This is a genomic window from Aquidulcibacter sp. (assembly GCF_049239865.1).
Lineage (GTDB): Bacteria > Pseudomonadota > Alphaproteobacteria > Caulobacterales > Aquidulcibacteraceae > Aquidulcibacter.
On the sequence record NZ_JBMLTR010000098.1, the window covers coordinates 15,211 to 31,361 of the forward strand.

Annotated in this window: 12 protein-coding genes; 4 read left to right on the top strand and 8 right to left on the bottom strand. The window is 57.0% G+C overall.

All coding sequences use genetic code 11. From position 1 onward, the window contains the following. The first annotated feature begins 3 nt into the window (after positions 1-3). The gene (locus tag ACOVRA_RS07285) at positions 4-1,329 is read left to right on the top strand and encodes a COG4223 family protein (protein ID WP_421719707.1); all 1,326 of its coding nucleotides are present in this window, start codon (positions 4-6) and stop codon (positions 1,327-1,329) included. After that, positions 1,326-2,819, top strand: coding sequence for a heme biosynthesis HemY N-terminal domain-containing protein (locus ACOVRA_RS07290; RefSeq protein WP_421719708.1), 1,494 nt, complete (start codon positions 1,326-1,328; stop codon positions 2,817-2,819). The genes ACOVRA_RS07285 and ACOVRA_RS07290 overlap by 4 nt, the downstream gene beginning before the upstream one ends. Before the next feature lie 6 nt (positions 2,820-2,825). Here ACOVRA_RS07290 and ACOVRA_RS07295 read toward each other — a convergent pair whose 3' ends face one another. Further along, complete coding sequence (locus ACOVRA_RS07295; protein WP_421719709.1) at positions 2,826-3,677, bottom strand: thymidylate synthase; 852 nt, start codon at positions 3,675-3,677, stop codon at positions 2,826-2,828. A gap of 175 nt (positions 3,678-3,852) precedes the next feature. On the opposite strand from ACOVRA_RS07295, the gene ACOVRA_RS07300 reads away from it, so the two are divergent. Further along, positions 3,853-4,815, top strand: a complete 963-nt coding sequence (locus tag ACOVRA_RS07300) for an oxidoreductase (RefSeq protein WP_421719710.1) — start codon at positions 3,853-3,855, stop codon at positions 4,813-4,815. A gap of 127 nt (positions 4,816-4,942) precedes the next feature. Then, entirely contained in the window at positions 4,943-5,746 is an 804-nt protein-coding gene (locus tag ACOVRA_RS07305) for a thermonuclease family protein (RefSeq protein WP_421719711.1), read from the top strand. A gap of 59 nt (positions 5,747-5,805) precedes the next feature. On the opposite strand, the gene ACOVRA_RS07310 is transcribed toward ACOVRA_RS07305, so the two are convergent. The 7 genes from ACOVRA_RS07310 to sucD form a co-directional block, all read right to left on the bottom strand. Then, positions 5,806-7,593 carry a hypothetical protein gene (locus tag ACOVRA_RS07310; RefSeq protein WP_421719712.1) on the bottom strand — a complete coding sequence of 596 codons (1,788 nt, stop codon included), beginning with the start codon at positions 7,591-7,593 and terminating at the stop codon, positions 5,806-5,808. Positions 7,594-7,663: 70 nt separating this feature from the next. Then, positions 7,664-8,980: an NADH:flavin oxidoreductase/NADH oxidase family protein gene (locus tag ACOVRA_RS07315; RefSeq protein ID WP_421719713.1), complete on the bottom strand. Its 1,317-nt coding sequence runs from the start codon at positions 8,978-8,980 to the stop codon at positions 7,664-7,666. Between the two features lie 59 nt (positions 8,981-9,039). Beyond that, positions 9,040-10,443, bottom strand: coding sequence for a dihydrolipoyl dehydrogenase (gene lpdA / locus ACOVRA_RS07320; protein ID WP_421719714.1), 1,404 nt, complete (start codon positions 10,441-10,443; stop codon positions 9,040-9,042). A gap of 108 nt (positions 10,444-10,551) precedes the next feature. Beyond that, positions 10,552-10,986, bottom strand: a complete 435-nt coding sequence (locus ACOVRA_RS07325; RefSeq protein WP_421719715.1) for a hypothetical protein — start codon at positions 10,984-10,986, stop codon at positions 10,552-10,554. Positions 10,987-11,034: 48 nt separating this feature from the next. Continuing rightward, positions 11,035-12,243: a 2-oxoglutarate dehydrogenase complex dihydrolipoyllysine-residue succinyltransferase gene (odhB, locus tag ACOVRA_RS07330; RefSeq protein ID WP_421719716.1), complete on the bottom strand. Its 1,209-nt coding sequence runs from the start codon at positions 12,241-12,243 to the stop codon at positions 11,035-11,037. 78 nt (positions 12,244-12,321) lie between these two features. Then, positions 12,322-15,306, bottom strand: a complete 2,985-nt coding sequence (locus tag ACOVRA_RS07335; protein WP_421719718.1) for a 2-oxoglutarate dehydrogenase E1 component — start codon at positions 15,304-15,306, stop codon at positions 12,322-12,324. Between the two features lie 129 nt (positions 15,307-15,435). Then, the coding region (sucD, locus tag ACOVRA_RS07340) for a succinate--CoA ligase subunit alpha (RefSeq protein ID WP_421719719.1) at positions 15,436-16,151 on the bottom strand (716 nt) is incomplete at its 5' end.

Below are 16,151 nucleotides of genomic sequence, written 5' to 3' on the forward strand. Positions count from 1 at the left end.
ATTATGGCTGATGAAAAACTTCCCCCAGACCCGCTTGATTCGACCGTAACGCCTGAGCCGAAGGCCGAGCCAAGGCCCGTTTCAGACCCGTTTTTGGACGCCCAATTGCGGGCCGCGGGTTCTGGTTCTGCAAAGGCGAGCGAGCCTAGCGCGAATAGTCCGGTGTTTTCATCCGCCACTCCCGCCGCGCCAAGCCCACGGCGCAGCGGCGTCGGCCTATTCACCGTTTTGATTTTCTCCACCGCTGCTGCCTGCGGCGGCGCGGTTCTGGCTTTGGTGGCTTTGGGCCAACCAGCCCTGATGAGCCAAGTTGGCCTCGGCCAATTGGTGACGCCAAGTCAGAATAATTCTGGACCGCAAATGGCTGCAGTCGCCGCCCGCCTCGCCGCACTTGAAGGCCGTGTCGCGCGTCTCGAAGGGCCAAAACCTGCCGCCAAGGCCGCACCATCAGGCCCCGTTGATCCTGCAGCCCCAGCCGCTGCACCGCCCGCCCCAATTTTCGACACGGCGGCTTTGGATGGCGAGCTGAAAGGCGTTTCAGGCCGCGTCACCGCGATTGAAACCCGTCTGGCGGCTTTGGACCCCACCGGTGCAGGCGGGGCGATCATCGCCAGCCTACAAGCCGAAATTGCGGGCCTGAAAATCATGGTCCAAACGCTGCAAAGCCAAGCGGCGCAAGCCCCTTCGCCCGGCGTGACTTTTGCAGTCATCAATCTGGTGGAAGCAGCCAGCCGACCCGGCCCCTTCTGGCCGGAGTTTGAGACGGTCCGCGCCGCGCTGCCGGGCGTTGCGGAAGTCGCGGCCTTGGAAGACTTTGCCCGTAAAGGCGTGCCAACCCGCACCCTGTTGCAAGAGCGGTTCGCCGCCCTTGAGCCCGCCATTGTTGCCAGCGACCGCGCCGCCCAGAAAGAAAGCGGCTTTTGGGGATGGATCAAGGGCTTTTTCGCCGATCTGGTTCGGGTTGAGAAGGTGGCCGACGTGAACGGGACCAGCGCGCAATCGAGCTTGTTGCGCGCCAAGGTAAAACTGGATCAGGGCGATCTGGCCGCCGCTGTTGAAGAAGTAAAAGCGATCAGCCCTGCTCCAGCTGTTGTAACCGAATGGATTGACGGGGCCCAAGGCCGCTTAACCCTTGAAAGCCGATTGGCCGCAGTTCGCGGGGCCGTTGAACGCGGTACGCGCGCACCACCACCCCAAGCACCGGCTGCCCCTGCTTCAACACAACCCGTCGCAGCTAGCGCCCCTGTTGGCATTATTCCTGCAACCCCGGGCCCTGTTGGTGCTGCCAAAGCACCTGCAGCCCAACAAAAGCAAGGAAACCTGCCATGAAATTGATCCGACTGATCATCCTGATCATTTTGGGACTAGCGATGCTGGCAGGCTTTGTCTTTCTGGCCATTCAACCCGGTGAGATCGTCTATAATGACGGCCTGAAGAAGGTCAGTGTCGGCCCGGGCGTTGCGGCTGCAATCCTGATGGGCGTTACCATTTTGATGACCGCGACCTGGGGCTTTATTGGCTGGCTGTGGAGCTTGCCCGGACGCATGAAGCGCGCCCAACAGGAAAATGCCCGTAAGAAGTGCTTGGATACTTTGGGCCTCTCCATGGCGGCATTTGACGCTGGCGAGATTTCCGAAGCCCGTCGACATGCGCAGAAGGCACTTGGCTTTGCCCCAGATGCGGCAAGCGCAAAGTTCTTGGCCGCGAAGTCTGCTGTTGTGGCGGGTGACGGGGCAGCGGGCGAGCGCCTCTATGGCGAACTGACCGATGTGGCTGGCTATGGCGTTGCAGCACGCCGTGGCTTGGCAGAGCTGGCTTTGAACCGGGGCAATTTGGCTGCGGCAATTTCTCATGCCGAAGCCGCCCTGCAGAGTTCAAAGAAGGCACCTTGGCCTGCCGAGTTCCTGTTTAGCCGTCGTGTCTTGGCTGCCGATTGGGATGGCGCTTTGGCGGCCCTTGATGACGCGGAGAAGCGTGGCCTTGTCGGCCAAAAGACTGCCACGCGCCGACGCGCCGTTGTGCTGGCTGCTGCTGCCCATCGCGCGGAGCGTATGATGGAACCAGCCCAAGCCCTAGAACTCGCCCAGCGCGCCAGCAAATTCGCCGCAGGCTTTGCCCCCGCCGCCGTGATGGCCGCCCGACTGCAAGCCATTATTGGCAAGCAGTGGCAGGCAGCCGGTACGTTGGAATCCGCTTGGGAGGCAGCGCCTCACCCTGCTTTGGCAATTGCCTATAAAGACCTGAAGAGCGAAGAGAGCCCGCAAACCCAAGCGCGCTGGCTCGATGGCCTGATCCGCCTCAACCCCAATCATCGCGAAAGCCGCATTCTGGCGGTTGAACAGGCTTTGCTGAACCAAGATGCGGTGACAGCCATTCAGGGTCTAGAACCCTTGCTTGCCGAGCGGCCTACCTCGCGAATTCTCGCTCTGCGCGCGGCAGCGGCAAAAGCTTCTGGCGATGAGGCTGGTGCACGCGAATGGCTGGGCAAAGGGGCCAATGCGCCGCGCGAGCCCGATTGGTCGGACCTTGACCCAGATGGTAGCGCCTTTGCCTATGAGGATGCCGATTGGGCGCGCTTGATTGAATCCTATGGTGAGCGCGGCCTTCTGATCCATCCACGCCTTGAACGATCTGACACCGAGCGTTTGGTTGCTCCAGAGCTCGCGGCTTTGACAGAGCGCACTTTGGCCACCAGCACCGCCAGTGGCGACGCTGAACCCGTGGTGCCTGATGATCCAGGTATTGGCGCATTTGACGGCCTGGGCGCAGACGAGGATGAGGCCCCCGCCTCTGGCAAAAAGCCGTGGTTGAAATTCTAGTCTGAATTAAACCGCGACGGCTGCCTTGATATGGGGATGGGCTTGATAGCCCTCTAGCTTGAAATCGCTATAGCTAAAGCCAAAAAGGTCTTGGACCTCTGGGTTCAGTTCCAAACGCGGCAAAGCCAAAGGCTCGCGCGAGATCTGCAAGCGCGCTTGGTCGAGATGGTTCAAATACAAATGCGCGTCGCCCAATGTGTGCACAAAGGTGCCAGGCTTGAGGCCCGTGACTTGTGCCATCATCAAGGTCAACAAAGCGTAAGAGGCGATATTGAACGGCACGCCGAGGAAAACATCGGCCGAGCGCTGATACAATTGGCAGCTCAATTTGCCATCGGTTGAGACGTGGAACTGGAACAAGCAGTGGCAGGGTGGCAGCGCCATATCGTCGACATCGGCTGGATTCCAAGCCGAAATCACATGACGCCGGGACCACGGGTTGGACTTCAGATTGGCGACCAATTGGCTGATCTGATCGATAGAGCGGCCATCAGGTGCCGCCCAAGACCGCCATTGCTTTCCATAAACCGGGCCAAGCTCGCCTTCGGCATCGGCCCATTCATCCCAAATGGAGCAGCCATTTTCTTTCAACCAAGCAATATTGGTTTCCCCGCGCAGGAACCACAACAATTCGATGATGATCGAGCGGGTATGCAGCTTCTTCGTTGTCAGAAGCGGAAATCCATCGGCCAAGTCAAAGCGCATCTGCCGACCAAAAACACCCAAAGTGCCCGTGCCCGTGCGATCTTCGCGCTTTTGCCCATTCTCGAGAATATCGGCCAGCAGAGCCTGATAGACGCGGTCTGCATGGGTGGCGGAGACAGTTTCTGTCGTAGGGGAAAAATGTCCGTCAGCCATGAAGTCTTCATCCTGTCTTAGGTGTGCGCTACCTTAACACCACGATTCGGCCAGACCAATGGATAAGTGATCGACTGCTGCAGGCACTCAGCGCAGAGGACTTACAAGTTTTGCCTTTGCATCGCGCCTGAGATGGTCCACAAACTTAGAAAAACAGATTATGAGGGAGACGACCATGGCGCGCATTTCAGACTTACAAAAACCGCTCAATTCCGGCTTTGGGATGCGGTCTTCCGCGATGGATGTAATCCAAGGCATTGATCTGACGGGCAAGACCGCTGTGGTGACCGGCGGCTATTCCGGCCTTGGCCTTGAAACCGTGCGGGCTTTGGCTAGCGCCGGAGCACGCGTCATCGTGGCAGCCCGGCGCCCAGATACGGCCGCGACCGAGCTTGCAGGCGTGGCGGGCAAGATTGAGATTGCTGCCCTCGACCTTGGCGACCCCGCCAGCATTGACGCCTTTGGCGCAAGCCTCAGCGGCCCTGTCCATATCCTCATCAATAATGCCGCCATCATGGCCAATCCTCTGACTCGCGACAGCCGTGGCTATGAGAGCCAGTTTGCCACCAATCATTTGGGTCACTTCCAATTGGTTGGCCGCCTGTGGGACAATTTGGTTGCAGCCAAGGGCGCACGCGTCGTCTCGGTTTCTTCAATTGGCCACCGGATCGGTGCACCAGACCTGAATGACCCGAATTTCGAGACAACGCCCTATGACAAATGGGTGTCCTATGGCCGTGCCAAAAGCGCGAATAGTCTGTTTGCGGTTGAGTTGGATGCACGTGGCAAGGCCCATGGCATCCGCGCCTTCTCGCTGCATCCCGGTGGCATCATGACCAATTTGCAGCGCCATTTGCCGCAGGAAGAAATGATTGCCATGGGCTGGATGGATAAGGAGGGCAATCTGAACCCTCTGTTCAAAACGCCAGAGCAAGGTGCGGCCACCAGTGTGTGGTGTGCGACTTCGCCTCAACTCGAGGGAATGGGCGGGGTCTATTGTGAGGATTGCGATATCGCGGTGCGCCATGTTGCAGGCGGAAAAGCCCATGGTGAAGTACGCGACCATGCCGTGGACCAAGATGCGGCCCGCGACCTTTGGGCCCTGTCAGAAAAATTAACAGGCGTTTCATACGGTTAAATCCAAAAATCAACAAAACTAAGACGATTACCTAAAATAAGACTCGACAGGATCAAAACAAGAACATAGTCTAATCTCATTCGCAGCACAGCAGAAGGCAGGGCGTGTGATGAGATTAGATAAGTCTATGAAATTGATCAGTTTGTTTGGCGTCGTTGTGGCAATTGCGGCCGCCGCCCCCAGCTTTGAACGCGGGGAAGCGGGCCAAGTCAGCAAAGTGCTCGATGGGGATAGTTTTGTCCTCGACTCTGGGCTGGAAGTGCGCCTCGCTGAGGTGGAGGCACCGCGGGTTCGCCCTGGAGACATCTGGGGGCCGCGGGCAACCCAGGATTTGGAACGTCTGATTTTAGGCAAGAAGGTTGAGCTGCGCTATGATGGTCTGCGGCGTGACCGGCGCGGGCGGGCGATTGCCCATGTGTTTGTGCCGCAAGGCTTGGGCAAAGAAGCCGTCTGGGTCCAATCGGCCTTGCTGAAGAATGGTCTGGCGCGGGTCCATACCTATGCGGATAACCGCCGCGCAATTGGCGACCTTTGGCAGGCAGAACGCGAGGCGCGGCGGGCTGGGCGCGGCGTGTGGACATCTGGTCCCTATCAAGTCCGCTTTGCTACCCCCGAAGCGCTTCAGGGCGGGATCAACAGCTTCCAACTGATGGAAGGCAAGGTGGAAAAGGCCAGCCAGCGCGGCAAAGTCATCTTCTTGAACTTCGGGACGGACGAGAAGACAGACGTAACGGCTATCGTGCCTGAAACGGCTTTCCCACGCTGGCGCGGGGGCGCGCAGGACTTGCTGGCCCTACAGGGCCGCACCATCCGCGTGCGCGGCTATGTGCGCAGTTCCAATGGCCCCAGCGTCTGGGTCGACCATCCAGAGCAGATTGAGTTCATCATGGCCCCCGCCGCACCACGCCAGCAGGCAAGCCTAAAGCCGTGAGGCGTGCGTAACAAGGAGCAGATTTGTAACCGACGCCCTTTTGGGATCAGTCAACACGATCAAGGAACAGCGGGGCTTGGTGCTTTTGCTGTTCCGCCAGTCGTAAGCTGCTCTGGCGCGTTTGCCTGCTCGCGAAGTGTTTGCGCGATAGATCGCATTTCCTTGGCTCTTTCAGCAATGTTCTGAAGGTCGACATCGCCTAAAGGATAAAAGCCTTGGACCTGCAGATTTGGACTGCTGTTAGCTCTTGCGTCACGAACTCTCAACACAGGTTTTCCGCCGAGCAGATAGTCACCCCTTCCCTCTTCGTTGACCCTGACTTCAAACTCGAATGTTTTCGTGAATTCAGGCGAACGGCTCGGGAAGGTCCCATAGCGCCATTGGAATTTGAAGCTTTCGGCCACCACCGCGCCAGCCGCAGTCAGGCTCTCGTCTGACACACCCAGATAAGCAAGCTCAATTGTTTCAGGCACCAAGAGATTTGGATCTGCTGGCTTAACGGTGATTGGCGGCGTAGTGGGCTGGTTCAAGAGCGTCCGACCGCTAACGCTCACTAATAAATAACGGCTGCCCAAAGCAAAGATGGGGTCCTTCCACAAAACCTCATAGCGACCGTCCTTGTCCTCATCTTCAAGACAATGGCCTTTCACGCGCCATTGATGAAATTCTGGAGCTGTCTTGGCCATCTGCTCAGCATTACGCCAACACAAAAATATCGAATGATTTCGATACTGGAATGGAAAAAGAAGAGCGCCCGGAGGTCCAAATCGCTCAGGCCGATTGAGGGGGGTCGCATCCTGAGAAAAGGCACCCGGTGGGCGTATGGTTTGGCGCGCGACGATTTCACCCACTTGTATGGGACGCGGCGCTGGGTCTACTTGCGCCAACGTAAGAACATGCATGCGGGTTGGCATGCTGTTTTCCAATTGCGCGGCCTGTCCGTCCACAATTCTCGCCAAGGTGAACATGGCCGCTGTTAGTTCCTTTTGGCTAGGGGGCGGTGGCGTCTCTACTTTCTTTACAGGCTTGGCAGGCTGCTCCATTGAGGCCAAAACTTTAAGGCGGTTAGTCCCCTCCTGACGGAGGCGTAAGTTTCCAGCCGGAGTCGCCAATAGTGCGCTGCCATCGGCTTCTCTTTGAGCCGGGAGGCTGTCAACCCAGACGCCTTGGATCATCAAATCGACATCGACATCCTTCGAGTCCCACTCAATGAAACGATATTCCATCCGCAGATCGGGAAACAGCTCAACCTCCTTTTCTTGAAAGCTGAACTTGAGTGCGGTACTGGCGTTCATCACAGAAAAGCTTTTTAGAAGATAGGGTTGTCCAGTGATGATAACCTCAGCCTGACCATCTTCCTTTTGTTGAAGGCATGCATGTGAGGCTTTGTCCTTGTCATTGCGACCAAAGAAGCACCAGATTTGCACATAGTTACGCTGTCCATAGGATCGATTGATTGGAACGCCATTGATGGTTGTGGAGTTGATGGTTTGGGAAGTAAAGCGGCCAGCCCAATAACCTTTAGCGCCTGCTTTTAAGAGAGTTTTCTCGCCATTTCCAAACAGGCCAGAAATAACGAGATCTTCTGTCAGCTCTGCCGTCCGGCGATATTTGAAGGGAATGGAAGCAAGCGCTTGGTCGCGGCCAACTGCTCCATTGGCGACACGCACTTCGGCACCGTCACGCACCAGCATGACCATATTGAGTTCAAGTGGCCCGACTTGTGGCTGCGGGGGTGCCGGTTCCGCAGCCTTGGATGCTGCCTCGGGTGCCATTTGTGCCGTCACAGCGGCAGGCAAAAACGATGAAAGGAAGGCGATAAAAATCAAGTAAAAGTAACGTCGCATTCCCAAACGCTACTTCAGATTTTAGGCTTGTCAAGAATGAACCAACTACGCAGTTCTGGCTATGTACCCTTCAAACAGGCGAGACAGGCGCGCCACCCTTGCGGGCCTTGATCAAGCGACCAGACATGCCGGTCACTTCGCCCATAGCTTTCAGCGGCGACAGGTTTGGTTCGGCAGGCTGGCCGCGACCGAGGCGGTAGAATTGGCTGTAATACCAATAAATGCCGGCAAAGCCTTGGATGGTGCGGATCAGCTTGATCGGGGATTTGGGACCGAAGAAGCCCGGCCGCTCTTGCAGCTGTTGTTCCCACGCCGGCAAGTGATCTTGCGTGCCATCAAGAAGCGCATTGGCGGCTTTGAGGTCGATGGTCAAAGGACGGGCGATGCCAATCACGTCCACGCCTTCATCCAAAGCTGCCTGCATGCCGGCAAGGGTGCGCAGGCCACCGGTGAGCATAATGGGCATGGTAACTTCGCGGCGCAGGGTGCGGGCAAAGTCGATGAAATAGGCTTCGCGCGCTAAGGTCGAGGCGCTTTTGGTCGGGCGTGGGGCGGATGGGTCTAGACCCTCCATCCCCATCATCTCAGGCGCTTCATAATTGCCGCCCGAAACTTCGAGCAGGTCTACACCCAGCTCTTGCAGCCACTTGGCCACTTGCACGGAATCTTCCGTCGTCAAGCCGCCCTTTTGGAAATCTGACGAGTTGAGTTTCACGCCAACGCCAAAGCCCGGTGCCACGGCAGCCCGCGTCTGGCGCACCACTTCTAGCAAAGGCCGTGCGCGATTTTCCAGTGGGCCGCCGTAAAGATCGTGGCGCTGATTGGCCAAAGGATTGAGGAAAGACGATAAGAGATAGCCGTGGGCGGCGTGGATTTGTACCCCTGTAAAGCCACTTGCTTGGCAGGTAAGGGCCGCTTGCACAAAGGCTTGGATGACGGCCTCAACTTCGCTTGCACTCATGGCTTGGGGTTCGCCAAATTGCCCGCCGGGCAGACCCAATTTAACCGCCGAGGGTGCCTTAGGGTTTGGGTTGACCAATTTCTGGGTTTGTCGACCAGCATGGCTGATCTGAGCCCACAAATGGGTGCCGTTTGCGGTACCAGCTTGGGTCCAAGCCCGCAGCGCTGCCTCAGCCTCTGGCGTTGGCGCAGTAGCCAAGATGACATTGCCCGGACGTTCGAGATGATCCGCGTCGATGATCACATTGCCTGTAATCAACAGGCCACAGCCACCTTCGGCCCAACCTTGATACAAGCGGACCAACCCGACGGTCGGCACGCCACGACTATCAGCCAAGCCTTCCGTCATGGCTGCTTTAGCCAGCCGGTTTTTCAGGACTGCCCCGCAAGGAAGCGTGAGAGGGGTCTGGATCGTCGTGGTCGCCATAGCAACTCTCCCACTGAATTGTTGGTTTTGGGTGAAGCCCGTGGGCTCATCCAAAAAGACTACATTTGCATGACCCAGCCATCAACGGCCTTGCCGGCTTCGCGCATGGCTTCCGACATGGTTGGGTGGGCATGGCAGGTGCGTGCGATATCTTCGGCTGAGGCACCAAATTCCATGGCCAAGCAAGCTTCGCCAATCATTTCGCCCACGCCGACGCCAATCATATGCACGCCCAAGATCCGGCGGGTTTCGGCATGTTCGAGGATTTTCACAAAGCCATCGGTCTCGTGATTGGTGCGGGCGCGGCTATTGGCCATGAAAGGGAATTTGCCGACCTTATAGGGCGTGCCTGCGGCCTTTAATTCTTCTTCGGTTTTGCCGACGCTGGCCACTTCTGGATTGGTATAGACCACACCTGGAATGACATCGAAATTCACATGGCCGGACTTGCCCGCCATGATTTCAGCCACGGCAGCACCTTCTTCCTCGGCTTTATGGGCCAGCATCGGGCCATAGGTCACGTCGCCGATCACATAGACGCCAGGCGCCGTTGTGGCCCAATGGGTGGAAGGGATAAAGCCGCGCGCATCGGTGGCAATGCCCACCGTCTCCAGCCCTAAGCCATCGGTATAAGGTTTGCGACCGATCGAGACCAAGACGACGTCGGCTTCCAAAACCTTAGCATCGCCGCCCTTAGCAGGCTCAACCGTCACCTTGACGCCAGAGCCTGTATTCTCAACTTGGGTGACCTTGGTGCCGAGTTCAAAAATCAGGCCCTGCTTCTTCAGGATGCGCATGAATTGGGTGGAGACTTCGCCGTCCATCGTGGGCGTAATCCGGTCAAGATATTCAACCACAGTCACTTCGGCACCCAGACGACGCCAGACAGAGCCCATTTCAAGGCCGATATAGCCCCCGCCAATCACGATCATCTTCTTGGGCACTGCAGCCAGCTTCAAAGCGCCAGTGGAGGAGACAATCCGCTCTTCATCGATCGTCACGCCGGGCAAGGACAGGATGTCAGACCCCGTCGCGATGACGATATTTTTGGTGGCAAGGCTGGAAACCGTGCCCTCGGCCGCCGTCACATTGACCGTACCAGCCCCTGCAATCGCGCCCGTGCCAACCAGATAGGTGATTTTGTTCTTCTTCATCAAGAACTCAACGCCTTTGGTCAGGCCATCAACGGCGTCATCCTTTTGCGCCAGCATTTTGGTGAGGTTAAGCGAGACACCGGTCACTTCAATGCCCATATCGGCAAAGTGATGCTGAGCCGCTTCATAGGCTTCTGAGGCATGCAGGAGGGCTTTGGACGGGATACAGCCGACATTCAGACAGGTCCCACCCAAGCGGCCGCGCTTTTCAACGATGGCGGTCTTCAACCCCAATTGGGCTGCCCGAATGGCGCAATTATAGCCACCTGGACCACCCCCGATGATGACGACGTCAAACTGTTCTGCCATGGTAGAAGCTCCTGATTGGATGGTTTTAACGACCGCTCTTACGCCCCTTGGGCTGCAATCGCTACAGAGGGATGGACCAAATTCTGCAATTGGCCCGGTCAAATTTCCTCAAGCCAAAGCGCCTGTCAGCGTCAGCCAGAAGAAGAGGGTAAAGCTCGCTAAAAGCGCGACGCATTGGGCCGCATCAACCAAGCGCTCCATCGCGGTGGTCTTGTACAAAATGAGGCGGATATCGCGACAGGTCATGAACAGGATACAATCAATCGCCAACGCCAGCCCCAAGGCCCAAAAAGCCAGTGAACTTGAAAAGGCCAAGGCAACCAGACTTGTAACCAAAGCGCCAATCGAGGTGCGCCAAGCCGACGCCCGCCAGCCCATGGCATAATTGGCCATCAGGTCGAGATGATGTTGGGGTGTTTCAGCCAGCGCTTCCGGGATCGGCCCCTCGCCCTCCAGCACCTTGGTGACCTGTGACGCGAGCCACAGACCCAATATGCTGGAGACAGCGTAAAGAAATACGATGATCCCGGCGAGGGTTAGCATTCAATCCATCCCAGCCCTAAAGCCTTGGTCACGACGGACGCGACCTGTTTAGATGTCCAACAACATACGCTCTGGATCTTCCAAGCATTCTTTGACGCGCACAAGGAAGGTCACGGCCTCTTTGCCGTCCACGATCCGGTGGTCATAAGACAAAGCCAGATACATCATCGGGCGAACCATGATTTGACCGCCAACAACCATCGGACGATCTTGGATCTTGTGCATGCCCAAAATGCCCGACTGCGGCGCGTTCAGGATCGGCGTGGACATCAGCGAGCCATAGACGCCACCATTGGAAATGGTGAAAGTGCCGCCCTGCATGTCATCAATGGTCAAAGCGCCATCGCGGGCCTTTTTGCCCAGATCAGCAATGCCCTTTTCAATACCGGCGAGGCCTAAGTCTTCAGCGTTGCGCAACACAGGAACCACAAGACCCTTTTCGGTGCCCACGGCGACCCCAATGTCATAGAAGTTCTTGTAGATGATGTCGGTGCCATCAATCTCAGCGTTCACGGCCGGCACGTCCTTCAGGGCGACCAGACAAGCCTTCACGAAGAAGCTCATAAAGCCCAATTTGGTGCCGTGCTTCTTCTCAAAAATGTCTTTGTATTTGTTCCGCACCGCCATGACATTGGTCATGTCGACTTCGTTGAAGGTCGTCAGCATGGCTGCGGTGTTTTGCGCGTCCTTCAAGCGGCGGGCGATGGTTTGACGCAGGCGCGTCATCTTCACACGCTCTTCGCGGGCACCCAAAGCGCGGGGCGCTGAAGACGCGACTGCAACGGGCGCAGGCGCTGCAGCCAAAGCTGCAACAGCGGCCAAAGCGTCGCCCTTGGTGATCCGGCCATCCTTGCCACTGCCGGTCACAGCGCTGGCTGGAACGCCTGCGGTTTCCAAAGCACGTGCGGCAGATGGCATCGGCTCATGGGTTGCCACTGGGGCTGCAACTGGGGCAGGAGCAGCAACAGGTGCTGGTGCCGCGGCGGCCGGGGCAGGCTTGGCTGCGGCTGGGCTTGCGGCTGCACCGGCCTCCACCCGACCAATCACCATGCCGGGGGTCACGGTTGTACCATCTGTCGCTAAGATTTCAGCCAGAACGCCGTCGGCTGGTGCCACGACTTCTAGAGCAACCTTGTCGGTTTCGATCTCGACCAGAATCTCGTCTTTTTTGACCGCATCACCGGCCTTTTTCGACCAAGAACCAATCGAGCCTTCGGCAACGGATTCACCCATAACGGGGACGACGATATCGAGCATAAAACCTCCAGCGGAGTCAGAATGGTGAAGGAGCAACAGGCCCCTATGTAAGGATCGAAAGCGAGTTTCGCCAGATGATTAGTAGGTCATCGCTTCATTGAGGAAGGTCTCAAGTTCGCGAATATGCTTCTTCATCAAGCCAGCAGCGGTGGAAGCCGAGGCGGGACGACCAGCATAGGCCGCACGCTTGGCTTTATTCTTTGTTTTGCCAAGAACCCATTCGATATTGGGCTCCATAAAGTTCCAAGCACCCATGTTTTTGGGCTCTTCTTGGCACCAAACCACATCGGCATTCTTGAAACGCGACAATTCGGTGATCATCGACTTGGCAGGGAATGGATAAAGCTGTTCAACGCGCAGGATCACCACATCGTTCAATCCGCGCTTTTCACGCTCTTCAAACAGATCGTAATAGACCTTGCCCGAGCATAGGATGACGCGCTTGATCTCTGAATCTTCCTTCAAAGTCACCGTCGTGGTTTCTGGGCGATAATGCGCATCGTCCCACAGAATCCGGTGGAAGGACGAGCCGGGCCCCATTTCCGCCAAGGTCGAGACGCAGCGCTTATGACGCAACAGCGACTTTGGCGACATGACGATCAAGGGCTTGCGGAACTGGCGGTGGATCTGACGACGCAGCACATGGAAATAGTTCGCAGGCGTCGTGCAGTTCACAACTTGCATATTGTCTTCCGCACACAATTGCAGGAAGCGCTCAAGGCGGGCTGACGAATGCTCTGGACCTTGGCCTTCATAGCCATGCGGCAGCAACATCACCAGGCCACTCATCCGCAGCCACTTCCGCTCACCCGAGCAAATGAATTGGTCGATGACGACCTGCGCGCCGTTCACGAAGTCACCGAACTGGCCTTCCCAAATGGTCAGGCTGTTGGGCGAGGAAAGCGAATAGCCATATTCATAGCCCAGCACCGCTTCTTCCGACAAAGCGCTGTCGATGACTTCATATTGGGCTTGGGCGGTGGAGATATTGTTGAGCGGCGTATAGCGCTGCTCAGTCAATTGGTCGACGAAATGGCTGTGACGATGGGAGAAGGTGCCGCGGCAAGAATCTTGGCCGGACAGACGCACCGGGAAGCCTTCGTCCAGCAGCGAGGCAAAAGCCAAATGCTCACCCAAGGCCCAATCGACATTCTCACCCGTCTCGACCATTTTTTGCCGGGCTTGCACCACACGCTCAACGGTCTTGTGGATCGTCAAATCGCTTGGGATATTGGTGATCTTCTCACCCAAATCCTTCAATTTCTCGATCGAAAGATTGGTGTCGCCACGACGATCTTCGCCCTCAGGCAGACCAAGACCAGCCCACACGCCGTCCAACCAGTCAGCTTTGTTAGGCTTATAGGTTTTTGCGGCCTCAAACTCACTTTCGAGGAAGGCTTCAAATTCCTTGACTTCGGCCTCAACCTCGTCAGCGGTAACAATGCCCTGCTCGATCAAGCGGGCGGCATAAAGTTCACGGGTTGGCTTTTGGTTCTTGATCTTGGCGTACATGACGGGATTCGTCATGGTGGGATCATCGCCTTCATTATGGCCAAAGCGGCGGTAGCAGAACATATCGACCACCACGTCTTTTGCGAATTTCTGGCGATATTCGGTTGCCACTTTCGCCGCAAACACCACCGCTTCTGGATCATCGCCATTCACGTGGAAGATGGGGGCTGCCACCATCAGCGCGACGTCTGAGGGATAAGGTGACGAACGCGAGAAGCGCGGTGCGGTTGTAAAGCCGATCTGGTTATTGACGATCAGATGGACCGTACCGCCGGTGCGATGACCACGGACGCCAGAGATGGCAAAACATTCTGCCACCACGCCTTGGCCAGCAAAGGCGGCATCGCCGTGCAAAAGAAGCGGCATGACGGCGCGGAACTGATCGGCCTTTTCCGGCCCATGAGTCATCATCTTGGCGCGGCATTTGCCCAAAACGACGGGATTGACGATCTCGAGGTGAGATGGGTTCGGGGTTAGCGACAAGTGGACGCTATTGCCGTCAAACGCGCGATCCGACGACGCACCCATATGGTATTTCACGTCGCCAGAGCCACCGACATCGTCTGGCGTGGCAGAACCACCTTGGAACTCGTGGAAAATGACATGATAGGGCTTGCCCATCACGGCAGACAACACGTTCAAGCGGCCACGGTGTGGCATGCCCAGAACAATGTCCTTCACGCCCAGATTGCCACCGCGCTTGATGATTTGTTCCATCGCAGGGATGAGGGCCTCACCGCCGTCCAAGCCAAAGCGCTTGGTGCCGGGGAAGCGTTTGTGCAGGAATTTCTCAAAGGTCTCGGCCTGAATGACTTTGCTCAGGATCGCCTTCTTACCTTCATTGGTGAAGGCGATGCTTTTGTCCGGGCCTTCAATCCGCTCTTGCAGCCAAGATTTTTCGGCTGGGTCCGAGATGTGCATGAACTCAATGCCGACCGTCGAACAATAGGTGCGGTTCAAAACATCCAGCATCTGGCGCGGCGTGGCATATTCCATGCCGAGCACGAAATCGATGAAAATCGGCCGATCCAGATCTTCGGGACCAAAGCCGTAGGATTCTGGCTGCAGTTCTGGCTGAGGCTCACGGCCCTCATCTAAGCCCAGCGGGTCCAGCTTTGCGGCCAAATGACCGCGGATACGGAAGGCGCGGATCATCATCAAAGCCTTGATGCTGTCGCGCGTGGCGCGCATGACATCAACTTCTGAGACGGGCTTGCCAGCATTGGCGGGTGCCGCAGCAGCTTTTTCAGTCAGCTTCTTTTCGATCTTGGGCTCAATCAGCGCCCAATTGCCGTCCAAAGTGGCGACCCATTCGCCAACTTCAGACTTTGGCCAATCGTTTCGTTTCCAAGAAGGGCCGTTGGCGGCGCGCTGTGCGTCGCCTGCCCCATCGCCCATCCCGGCAAAGAAGCTGGCCCAAGACGCGTCAACCGACGCGGGATTGGCCGCCCATTTGGCGTATTGCTGCTCGATGAAAACAGCATTGCCGCCATACAGAAAGGAAGTGTCGAGGAGTGCGGAATTTTGCGCACTGCGCATGTCGTCTGCCATAAGCCAACCGTCCATTCGTGGGGACGGTCGGTCAGGGCGAAGGAAGTCGGCCTTGCCCGGCCGTCACACATTTACTTCTATATAGTCATTCGCTTTTCAGGCGACTGCTTTATTTAGGCTTAAAGCACATCAACCCTTAAGAACTTCCAACAATGTTGAACCCAATGCAGCAGGCGATGGCGCAACGCGAATACCTGCGGCTTCCATGGCTGCAATCTTATCTTCCGAACCACCTTTGCCGCCGGCGATAATCGCGCCAGCATGACCCATGCGACGGCCTGGAGGCGCGGTACGACCAGCGATAAAGCCTGCCATTGGCTTTTTACGGCCACGCTTGGCTTCATCGAGAATGAATTGCGCCGCATCTTCTTCGGCGCTGCCGCCGATTTCACCAATCATGATGATGGACTGGGTCTCTGGGTCGGCCAGGAACATTTCCAATACGTCGATGAACTCGGTACCCTTCACAGGGTCGCCGCCGATACCAACAGCGGTTGTTTGGCCAAGACCAGCGTTAGAGGTTTGGAACACGGCTTCATAGGTCAATGTGCCCGAGCGCGATACGATGCCGACATTGCCCTTTTTGAAGATGGAGCCGGGCATAATCCCGATCTTGCACTCATCGGGGGTCAAGACGCCAGGGCAGTTTGGCCCGATCAGACGCGACTTAGAGCGCTCCAACCGGCTTTTAACTTGCACCATGTCGGCAACTGGAATGCCTTCGGTGATACAAACAATCAGCTCGATCTCGGCTTCAATCGCTTCGATAATAGCGGCGGCAGCGCCTGGGGGCGGCACATAGATGACGGTGGCGTCTGCGCCGGCCACATCCTTGGCTTCTTGAA

Excerpts from the sequence above, each read along its gene's own strand:
- ACOVRA_RS07335 (WP_421719718.1), bottom strand. The coding sequence starts at position 15,306 with ATGGCAGACGACATGCGCAGTGCGCAAAATTCCGCACTCCTCGACACT.
- ACOVRA_RS07305 (WP_421719711.1), top strand. The coding sequence starts at position 4,943 with ATGAAATTGATCAGTTTGTTTGGCGTCGTTGTGGCAATTGCGGCCGCC.
- ACOVRA_RS07285 (WP_421719707.1), top strand. The coding sequence starts at position 4 with ATGGCTGATGAAAAACTTCCCCCAGACCCGCTTGATTCGACCGTAACG.
- ACOVRA_RS07325 (WP_421719715.1), bottom strand. The coding sequence starts at position 10,986 with ATGCTAACCCTCGCCGGGATCATCGTATTTCTTTACGCTGTCTCCAGC.
- ACOVRA_RS07300 (WP_421719710.1), top strand. The coding sequence starts at position 3,853 with ATGGCGCGCATTTCAGACTTACAAAAACCGCTCAATTCCGGCTTTGGG.
- ACOVRA_RS07315 (WP_421719713.1), bottom strand. The coding sequence starts at position 8,980 with ATGGCGACCACGACGATCCAGACCCCTCTCACGCTTCCTTGCGGGGCA.
- ACOVRA_RS07290 (WP_421719708.1), top strand. The coding sequence starts at position 1,326 with ATGAAATTGATCCGACTGATCATCCTGATCATTTTGGGACTAGCGATG.
- odhB (WP_421719716.1), bottom strand. The coding sequence starts at position 12,243 with ATGCTCGATATCGTCGTCCCCGTTATGGGTGAATCCGTTGCCGAAGGC.
- ACOVRA_RS07310 (WP_421719712.1), bottom strand. The coding sequence starts at position 7,593 with ATGCGACGTTACTTTTACTTGATTTTTATCGCCTTCCTTTCATCGTTT.
- lpdA (WP_421719714.1), bottom strand. The coding sequence starts at position 10,443 with ATGGCAGAACAGTTTGACGTCGTCATCATCGGGGGTGGTCCAGGTGGC.
- ACOVRA_RS07295 (WP_421719709.1), bottom strand. The coding sequence starts at position 3,677 with ATGGCTGACGGACATTTTTCCCCTACGACAGAAACTGTCTCCGCCACC.